At 65.6% G+C, this 6290-nt stretch carries 11 protein-coding genes; all 11 read left to right on the forward strand.

The genetic code is table 11. From position 1 onward, the window contains the following. Positions 1-155: 155 nt before the first annotated feature. The 11 genes from ABS73_RS16600 to ABS73_RS16650 all read left to right on the forward strand — a co-directional run bounded on the left by ABS73_RS16600 (position 156) and on the right by ABS73_RS16650 (position 6235). The gene (locus tag ABS73_RS16600; protein ID WP_277019451.1) at positions 156-404 is read left to right on the forward strand and encodes a DNA-binding protein; all 249 of its coding nucleotides are present in this window, start codon (positions 156-158) and stop codon (positions 402-404) included. A 74-nt stretch (positions 405-478) separates the two neighbouring features. Continuing rightward, entirely contained in the window at positions 479-1666 is a 1188-nt protein-coding gene (locus tag ABS73_RS16605; protein WP_277019449.1) for a phage portal protein, read from the forward strand. After that, on the forward strand, positions 1653-2045 hold the full coding sequence (locus ABS73_RS16610) for a hypothetical protein (RefSeq protein WP_277019447.1): 393 nt from the start codon (positions 1653-1655) through the stop codon (positions 2043-2045). Before ABS73_RS16605 ends, ABS73_RS16610 begins: the two co-directional genes overlap by 14 nt. Continuing rightward, positions 2042-3565: a phage major capsid protein gene (locus tag ABS73_RS16615; protein ID WP_277019445.1), complete on the forward strand. Its 1524-nt coding sequence runs from the start codon at positions 2042-2044 to the stop codon at positions 3563-3565. Before ABS73_RS16610 ends, ABS73_RS16615 begins: the two co-directional genes overlap by 4 nt. Positions 3566-3576: 11 nt before the next feature. Continuing rightward, on the forward strand, positions 3577-3957 hold the full coding sequence (locus tag ABS73_RS16620) for a hypothetical protein (protein WP_277019444.1): 381 nt from the start codon (positions 3577-3579) through the stop codon (positions 3955-3957). After that, on the forward strand, positions 3957-4316 hold the full coding sequence (locus tag ABS73_RS16625) for an HNH endonuclease (protein ID WP_277019461.1): 360 nt from the start codon (positions 3957-3959) through the stop codon (positions 4314-4316). Before ABS73_RS16620 ends, ABS73_RS16625 begins: the two co-directional genes overlap by 1 nt. After that, positions 4313-4795, forward strand: a complete 483-nt coding sequence (locus ABS73_RS16630) for a hypothetical protein (protein WP_277019442.1) — start codon at positions 4313-4315, stop codon at positions 4793-4795. The genes ABS73_RS16625 and ABS73_RS16630 overlap by 4 nt, the downstream gene beginning before the upstream one ends. Next, positions 4795-5235, forward strand: coding sequence for a hypothetical protein (locus ABS73_RS16635; protein ID WP_277019440.1), 441 nt, complete (start codon positions 4795-4797; stop codon positions 5233-5235). Before ABS73_RS16630 ends, ABS73_RS16635 begins: the two co-directional genes overlap by 1 nt. A 3-nt stretch (positions 5236-5238) precedes the next feature. Beyond that, positions 5239-5550, forward strand: coding sequence for a head-tail connector protein (locus ABS73_RS16640; protein ID WP_277019438.1), 312 nt, complete (start codon positions 5239-5241; stop codon positions 5548-5550). After that, positions 5550-5960 (forward strand): HK97-gp10 family putative phage morphogenesis protein, encoded by a 411-nt coding sequence (locus ABS73_RS16645; RefSeq protein ID WP_277019437.1) that lies wholly within the window; start codon positions 5550-5552, stop codon positions 5958-5960. Before ABS73_RS16640 ends, ABS73_RS16645 begins: the two co-directional genes overlap by 1 nt. Continuing rightward, entirely contained in the window at positions 5957-6235 is a 279-nt protein-coding gene (locus ABS73_RS16650) for a DUF3168 domain-containing protein (protein ID WP_277019435.1), read from the forward strand. Before ABS73_RS16645 ends, ABS73_RS16650 begins: the two co-directional genes overlap by 4 nt. The last annotated feature ends 55 nt before the right edge of the window (positions 6236-6290 follow it).

Genomic DNA, 6290 nt, shown 5'->3' on the forward strand with positions numbered 1-6290 from the left:
GCGGGCGGAGTTTTATGCCGTGGCCCTGCAGCGGGATGATGGCCGCAGCCCGACGCGGTTCATCGAATGAGGGGGGTGGGCGACGACTTTGCCCCTATGGCGGGGACCGGCGCGGGGAGGCGCGCGCAAGATATGACCGAATTGGAGATTTTCGGATGACCGACAGACCGCTGGACGATGCCCCGCCTCTGGACCGCTGGCGGCTGGATGCGCTGCTGGAGAGGCCTGTGAAGGGCAAGCTGTGGGGGTTGCCTAGCATCGCGGCCTTCCTGGGCGTGAGCAAGGCCACGGCGCGGCGGTGGGCACGTCACCCGGAAGTACCGATCTATCAGCCGAGGGGCACAACGACCTATTGCGCTTTCCAGAACGAGCTGCGAGAGTGGCAGCGTTCCAAGCCGTTGTAATCGCGAACGAATACTGACGATTTGATACCCTCTGGCATCTGATCGAACGGTTCTGGCCCCTGTATCGTGGGGCTATGAAACTCTGGCCCTTCACCCGCAAATCCCTGGCCTCGACCGCATCACCCGACGCGGCTCTTGAGGCCCTTTTCGGCATCACCCCGACTGCCAGCGGCCTGTCCGTTTCCGCGATGGAGGCCCTTCGGGTGCCGGTTGTCGCCAATGCGATCCAGCTGATTGCCGAAGCGGTGGCGTCCCTGGACGTGTCGGTGATGGAGATCGTGGACGGCGCGGAAATTGACGCGCCCGATCATCCGGCCCTGACCCTGCTGCGCGCTGAGGCCAATGACTGGACCACCGGCTTTGAACTGATCCGCCAGATCATGATCGACGCCCTGATGTCCGACGCAGGCGGCATGGCGTGGGTGAACAAGGTCGATGGCAGGCCGGTTGAGGTCATCCGCTATCGTCCCTCGATCCTGACATGGGACTTGGACACCGATACCGGCGAACGGCGCTATCACATGGGCAGCCGCGACGTGCAGCCCCGGGACGTGATCCACTTGCTGCCCCCTCTGGGCCGCTGCCCCCTGACGCTTGCCCGCGAGGCCATCGGCATTGCTGTCGCGATGGATCGCCATGCCGCGCGGCTGTTCACGCGCGGCGGGCGTCCCTCGGGCGTCCTGTCGTTCGCCAAGGGCATGGCCGAGGATGCGGTGAAGAAGGCGCGGGCTGCATGGCGTTCGACGCATGAGAGTGAGGATAGCGGCGGCCAGACGGCCATCCTTTATGACGGCGCGACCTTCGTGCCCTTGTCGTTCAGCAGCACCGACAGCCAATTCCTGGAAAATCGCAGGTTCCAGATCGAGGAAATCGCGCGGGCCTTCAACATCCCTGCCCCGATGGTGGGCGATCTGAGCCGGGCCACCTGGAGCAATTCCGAACAGAAGGGCCGAGAGTTCCTGTCCTACACCCTGGAGCCGTGGCTGCGGGGCTTGGAGGGCGCGCTTGGCCGGGCACTGTTCAGCGATGCCGAGCGGGGCCGGTATGTGATCCGGTTCGACCGTGACGACCTGACCCGCGCCGATCTGGCGACCCGTGCCACCGTCATCAATTCCCTGATCGCCAGCCAGACCCTGAACGCAAATGAGGGCAGAGCATGGCTGGGCCTGCCCCCGCGTGTGGGCGGCGACCAGTTCCTGAACCCCAACATCAGCGCGGCCCCGGCTGCGCCAACCCCCGAGGGCACCAATGCAGCTGAATGACATTCTGGCCGACGCACAGGATCAGGACCGGGGCCGTGACTTTGAACTGGCCGATCCTGTCACTGGCAAGCCGACCGGTATCACCCTGCGCATCGCAGGCCCCGACAGTGCCACGCAGGGCCGCGCCCGCCTGCAGTTCGCGGACGAGCTGGCCGAGGCGATGGATGCGGAGGGGCGCGTGAGCGTTGAGGCCCGCGACAAGGCCCGGCTGAACAACCTTGCCCGCTGCGTCCTGGGGTGGACGATCACCGAGGACGGCGAACCGGTGCCCTTCAATCACGCCAATGTCCTGCGGCTTTTGCGCGCCGCGACATGGGTGCAGGCGCAGGTGGACAGCTTCGCCGCTGATCGCGCCGCGTTCCGGGGGAACCCCGAATGAGCAAGATCGAGGTCAAAGCCACATTCACCGTGGACGAGGCGGGCGTGATCGAGGGCATCGCATGGCCCTTCGGCAGCCCTGACCGGGTGGGCGATCTGATCGAGAAAGGCGCGTTCACCAAGGCACTGCCACCGATCCCGATGCTGGCCTTTCACGAGCAACGCGAAACCGTAGGCGTGTGGGACGAGATCACCGAAACCCCCGAGGGGCTGCAGGTGAAGGGGCGGCTTCTGATCGAGGATCTGCCCCGTGCGCGCGAGGTGCGGGCGATGATCCGCGAACGCGCGCTGTCGGGTCTGTCCATCGGCTTTGCCACCACCAAGGCGGCACCGCGACGTGGGGGCGGTCGGACGATCACAGCCCTCGATCTTCTGGAAATCAGCGTGGTGGCGGTGCCTGCGCACCCCGGCGCGCGCATCACGTCTGCAAAGGAACACGACATGACGGAAAACAACGAAACCCCGGACATCGCGGCGCTGGAAGCCAAGATGACCGCCATCGAACAGAAGGCCGACACGTCGGCACTGGTCGCGCGCCTGGACAAGCTGGAGGCCAAGGCCAACCGGCACCAGGGCACGACTGACGCCAAGGACGAGCCGACGGAGGAGCGCAAGGCGTTCGCGGTCTATCTGCGCCAGGGCGACAGCTTGCCCGAGGCCGACCGCAAGGCCCTGAACGTGTCCAGCGACACGCAGGGCGGCTTTCTGGCCCCGCCTGAGCTGTCCAGCGAGGTGATCCGCGATCTGATCGAATACAGCCCGGTGCGCAGCTACGCGAGTGTCAGGGGCACCCAGGCCGACAGCGTGATCTTCCCGACGCGCGGCGACATCACCAATGCCCAATGGGTCGGTGAGATGGAGCCGCATGACGAAAGCACCATCACCTTCGGCCAGCGTGAGGTCGAGGTGCATGAGCTGGCAACCTTCGTGGATATCTCGAACCGCCTGCTGCAGGACGCGCCCATTGCGGAAACCGAGGTGCGCGCCGCCCTGGCCGAGGACTTCGGCAAGAAAGAGGCCGAGGCGTTCCTGTGGGGTTCGGGCGTCAAGCAGCCCGAGGGCATCATGGTCAACACGGCCATTCCCGAGATCGCCAACGGTCATGCGTCCAACCTGTCCACCGACGCCCTGATCCGGCTGATGTATGCGCTGCCGCAGGCTTACCGGTCGCGCGGTGCCTGGGCCATGAACGGCACCACCCTGGGCGTTCTGCGCACCCTCAAGGACGGGCAGGGCAACTACATCTGGCAGACGTCGCTGCAGGCGGGCCAGCCCGAGACGATCCTGGGCCGCCCGGTGATCGAGATGGTGGACCTGGAGGACATCGCCGCCAACCAGCATCCCATCGTCTATGGCGACTTCCAGGCTTACCGGATCGTGGACCGCATGAGCATGTCGGTTCTGGTCGATCCGTTCACCCGCGCCCGCGAACGCATCACCCGCCTGCACGCCACCCGGCGCGTCGGTGGCGCGGTGCTGCAACCGGCCCGGTTCCGCAAACTCAAGATGGCGACCAGCTGAGGAGCATGACCATGCGTGACATCTATGCCAACATCGCCGCTGTCCCGGCCCTTGCCCCCGCCGTCCAGGCGTCGGCAGCCCAAGGCACGGCCATCGATCTGAACGGCGCGGGCGGAGTGGCCTTCGTGGTCAACACGGGCGCGGTTGCCGGTTCGGGCGACTTCGGCCTGACCTTGCAGGAAAGCGACAGCGGCACCAGCGGCTGGACCGTCGTGGCCCCGGCCCAGATCGACAGCAATGCCCCCGCCACCCTGGCAGCCGATGCGACCTATCGCTTGGGCTATCGCGGCTGGAAGCGGTATGTGCGCCTGTCGGTGACCAAGGCGGGCGGCACCAGCATCATCGCTGGCGCTGCGGCGGTGTTCGTGCCGCTGACCCGACCGGCTGCGTGATGCCTGCGCGCGCGCCCCGGATCTGTTCCTGCGGCAAGCTGGTGCCTGTCGGTGCCCAATGCCCTTGCCAGATCCAGCGCGCGGCAGCCCGCAAGGCCCGGTTCGACAAGACGAGGCCGAACAGCAGCCAGCGGGGATATGACCGCGAATGGGCCAAGGCCCGCGCGGCGTTCCTGCGGCAGCACCCCTACTGCGTGGCCTGCGGTGCCCCCGCATCGCTGGTCGATCACAAGACCCCCCATCGTGGCGATCAGACCATCTTCTGGGACAAGTCCCGGTGGCAGTCGCTGTGCACCCCCTGCCATTCCGGCGCGAAGCAGAGACTGGAGCGCCGCCAGCATAGGAACACCCCCCAATGACCATCTTCACCACTGCAGGCACGCGCCTCTATATCGGCGGCCCCCTTCCGGCCAAATCCAGCGACTTTGTCGAGGCAGACTTTGCAGGCCAAAGCAGCCTGTGGGTCGAGGTCGATGAAACCGAGGGCCTTGGCTCTGCCGGTGACACCTCTGCCGAGGTCACGTTTGACGGCATCAATTCCGGCCGCACGCGCCGCCTCAAGGGCACCAAGAACGCCGGGACGATGGACGTTGTCTGCGGCCTCGATCCGTCCGACCCCGGCCAGATCGCGCTGATCGCGGCGGAGCGCGTCAAGGGCGACTACGCCTTCCGCGTGGTGCTGGCCGATGCCCCCGTGGGCGGCACCCCGTCCGAGCGGCTGTTCGTGGCCCAGGTGGGCAGCGCGTCCGAGCAATACGACACCGCCAATTCGGTGATGAAGCTGAACGCTTCGCTCTGGATCAACAGCAACATCGTCAAGATCGCCGCGAGCGCCTGATGCTGTTCACGACCGCTGGCACGCGCCTGTTCATTGCTGATCCGCGCGTCCAGTCAGCGGGCGAGTGGGTCGAGATTGCCGAGACAGAGGCCTTCGGGCTTCTGGGTTCGGAGTGGGAGATGGCAGAAATCGACTTCGCGCACCTGGGCGACGGCGATAAGGGCGGCGAGATCTTCCAGGCCAAGCGATCAATTCGGCGGCTGCCAATGCAGGTTGTGCTGGGCAATGACCCTGCCGACCCCGGCGTGCTGTTGCTGTGGAAGGCGCATTATTCCGTCAGCGACTTCCGGTTCAGGCTGCTGTTTCCCGATGGGGTGACGGCCCGCTATTGGCTCGGAGTGGTGACGGCAATGCGCGAGGTGTTCGACACCGCCAACAGCGTCATGCGCCTGCAGGCCGATATTCTTCCCACGATCCAGATCACCGACAGCGAGGCCTGAGCCATGACGATTGAGAACATCGTGACGCTGACCGAGATCAGGGCGCATCTGGCCCTGACCGGCGACCAGACCCAGGATGACATGCTGATCCAAGGCAAGCTGGACGCGGCCCATAGCCTGATCGAGCGGATGCTGGGCTTTCGCATTCTCGACCGGTTCGTGACGCCCGATCTGGTCCCCGCCGATCTGCGTGAGGCGATCCTGCAGCTGACCGCGTGGTGGTATGAGAACCGCGAGGCGGTGATGGAGCGTGGGGCGCCCCTGCCGTTCGGCGTGGCCGAGATCATCGAAGCCAACCGGGACTGGAGCTTCTGATGGCGGATGATGGCGGTCTGTCCAAGTTCCAGCGCCGGATGGCGGCGATCCCGCAGGCCGCCCGCGCGGCTGTTCAGCCCGCCTTGTCGCAGGGCGCATACGATATCGCAGACATCATCGAGGATCTGGCCCCGGAGGATACGGGCGACCTCAAGGGTTCCGTGGCCGTCACACTGGCTGGTGCAGCGACGCCTGCCTATTCGCAGCCGGGCGGTGCGCTGATCGTTCCCGAGAACGCTGCAGCCATTACCGTGGGCAACAGCGATGTGCGCTATCCGCATCTGCAGGAATACGGGACGAGCAAGCAGGAAGCGCAGCCGTTCTTCTGGCCGGGCTATCGCCTTGGCCGCAAGCGGGCGCTGAACCGGATCAAGCGCGCCATCGGCAAAGCCATCCGGGAGGCGAAATGACCCCCGAGCTGGAAGTGCAAAAGGCCATCCGCGCCCGTCTGGTCAGTAACCAGGCAGTGACTGCGCTGGTGCCTGCCACGCATGTGCTGGACACCAATCAGCGCCCCGCGCCCATGCCCTCGATCATCCTGGGCGAAAGCCAGTCCGTCGATGAAGGCACGAGCCTCAAGCGGTCCCATACCCGCATCTATCATACCTTGCACCTGTGGGCGCGTGAGCCGTCGCTGGAGCGGGGTTACGTCCGTCAAGCTGGTGTAATTTCCCAGATGGCCTGAGGTCATGATCAGGCAGCTTTTGTGGTAATGCTGAGAATGGGGTCGATCTCCTCCT

Origin of the sequence: Paracoccus sp. SCN 68-21 (genome assembly GCF_001724535.1) — a bacterium.
In the GTDB taxonomy this organism is placed as follows: Bacteria; Pseudomonadota; Alphaproteobacteria; order Rhodobacterales; family Rhodobacteraceae; genus Paracoccus; species Paracoccus hibiscisoli.

Bases quoted from the DNA above. Each gene is read 5' to 3' on its own strand.
- ABS73_RS16610 (WP_277019447.1), top strand. From the start codon at position 1,653: ATGCAGCTGAATGACATTCTGGCCGACGCACAGGATCAGGACCGGGGC.
- ABS73_RS16600 (WP_277019451.1), top strand. From the start codon at position 156: ATGACCGACAGACCGCTGGACGATGCCCCGCCTCTGGACCGCTGGCGG.
- ABS73_RS16615 (WP_277019445.1), top strand. From the start codon at position 2,042: ATGAGCAAGATCGAGGTCAAAGCCACATTCACCGTGGACGAGGCGGGC.
- ABS73_RS16625 (WP_277019461.1), top strand. From the start codon at position 3,957: ATGCCTGCGCGCGCGCCCCGGATCTGTTCCTGCGGCAAGCTGGTGCCT.
- ABS73_RS16620 (WP_277019444.1), top strand. From the start codon at position 3,577: ATGCGTGACATCTATGCCAACATCGCCGCTGTCCCGGCCCTTGCCCCC.
- ABS73_RS16640 (WP_277019438.1), top strand. From the start codon at position 5,239: ATGACGATTGAGAACATCGTGACGCTGACCGAGATCAGGGCGCATCTG.
- ABS73_RS16635 (WP_277019440.1), top strand. From the start codon at position 4,795: ATGCTGTTCACGACCGCTGGCACGCGCCTGTTCATTGCTGATCCGCGC.
- ABS73_RS16630 (WP_277019442.1), top strand. From the start codon at position 4,313: ATGACCATCTTCACCACTGCAGGCACGCGCCTCTATATCGGCGGCCCC.
- ABS73_RS16650 (WP_277019435.1), top strand. From the start codon at position 5,957: ATGACCCCCGAGCTGGAAGTGCAAAAGGCCATCCGCGCCCGTCTGGTC.
- ABS73_RS16645 (WP_277019437.1), top strand. From the start codon at position 5,550: ATGGCGGATGATGGCGGTCTGTCCAAGTTCCAGCGCCGGATGGCGGCG.
- ABS73_RS16605 (WP_277019449.1), top strand. From the start codon at position 479: ATGAAACTCTGGCCCTTCACCCGCAAATCCCTGGCCTCGACCGCATCA.